The organism is Acidovorax sp. FG48, from assembly GCF_057809085.1.
Genome location: NZ_JBMDJH010000048.1, coordinates 1 through 1,380, shown reverse-complemented (window position 1 = coordinate 1,380; position 1,380 = coordinate 1). Strand labels below are relative to the sequence as shown.

At 64.3% G+C, this 1,380-nt stretch carries 2 protein-coding genes; both read right to left on the bottom strand.

Features of this window, described 5'->3' with window-relative positions:
- Window positions 1-927: electron transfer flavoprotein subunit alpha/FixB family protein (locus tag ACODSU_RS25255; protein ID WP_488845707.1), on the bottom strand; the 927-nt coding region annotated here is incomplete at its 3' end.
- On the bottom strand, window positions 928-1,380 hold a 453-nt coding region (locus tag ACODSU_RS25250), incomplete at its 5' end, for an electron transfer flavoprotein subunit beta/FixA family protein (protein ID WP_488845705.1).

Below are 1,380 nucleotides of genomic sequence, written 5' to 3'. Positions count from 1 at the left end.
GGCCTTGACCAGTTCAGGCACAGCCGTGAACAGATCCGCTTCCAGCCCATAGTCGGCCACGCTGAAGATCGGTGCCTCAGGGTCCTTGTTGATCGCCACGATCACCTTCGAATCCTTCATGCCTGCCAAGTGCTGGATGGCACCCGAGATACCAGCCGCCACATACAGCTGCGGCGCCACGATCTTGCCCGTCTGGCCCACTTGCCAGTCGTTGGGCGCGTAGCCTGCATCCACCGCTGCGCGGCTGGCACCCAGAGCGGCACCCAGCTTGTCGGCCAGGGGCGTCATGACTTCGTCGAACTTTTCCTTGCTGCCCAGGGCCCGACCACCGGAGACGATGATCTTGGCAGCCGTCAGCTCGGGGCGGTCGCTCTTGGCGATTTCGCTGCCCACGAAGCTGCTCTTGCCGGCGTCTGCTGTGGCAGCGGCGGTTTCGACTGCTGCGCTGCCACCAGTGGCGGCTGCGGCGTCAAAGCCGGTGGTGCGCACGGTGATGATCTTGACGCTGTCGCTGCTTTGCACGGTGGCAATGGCGTTGCCAGCGTAGATGGGGCGCTCGAAGGTGTCAGGAGAGACGACCTTGGTGATGTCGCTGATCTGGGCGACATCGAGCTTGGCGGCCACGCGGGGGGCCACGTTCTTGCCGCTGGCAGTCGCGGGGAAGAGGATGTGGCTGTAGTTGGAGGCGATGGCGAGCACTTGGGCGGCCACGTTCTCTGCCAGGCCGTGTTCCAGGCCGGCTGCGTCGGCGTGGATGACCTTGGCGACTCCGGCGATGCTGGCGGCGGCTTGTGCGGCTGCACCGGCATTGTGGCCGGCCACCAGCACGTGCACGTCGCCGCCGCAGGCGACGGCGGCCGTGACGGTGTTCAGCGTGGCGCCCTTGATGGACGCGTTGTCGTGTTCAGCAATAACGAGTACCGACATTTAGATCACCTTCGCTTCGTTCTTGAGTTTTTCGACCAGGGCGGCCACATCGGCCACCTTGATGCCTGCGCCGCGCTTGGCGGGCTCGGTCACTTTCAGGGTCTTCAGGCGGGGCGCCACGTCCACACCGAGGTCTTCGGGCTTGACGGTGTCGAGCTGCTTTTTCTTGGCCTTCATGATGTTGGGCAAGGTGACGTAGCGGGGTTCGTTCAGGCGCAGGTCGGTGGTGATGACGGCAGGGAGGGTCAGGGCCAGGGTTTCGAGGCCGCCGTCGATTTCGCGGGTCACGCTGACCTTGTCGGCAGCGAGTTCAACCTTGCTGGCGAAGGTGGCTTGGGGCAGGTCGGCCAGGGCTGCCAGCATCTGGCCGGTCTGGTTGGCGTCGTCGTCGATGGCTTGTTTGCCCAGGATGATGAGAGAAGGTTGTTCTTTGTCGACCAGGGCTTTGAGGAG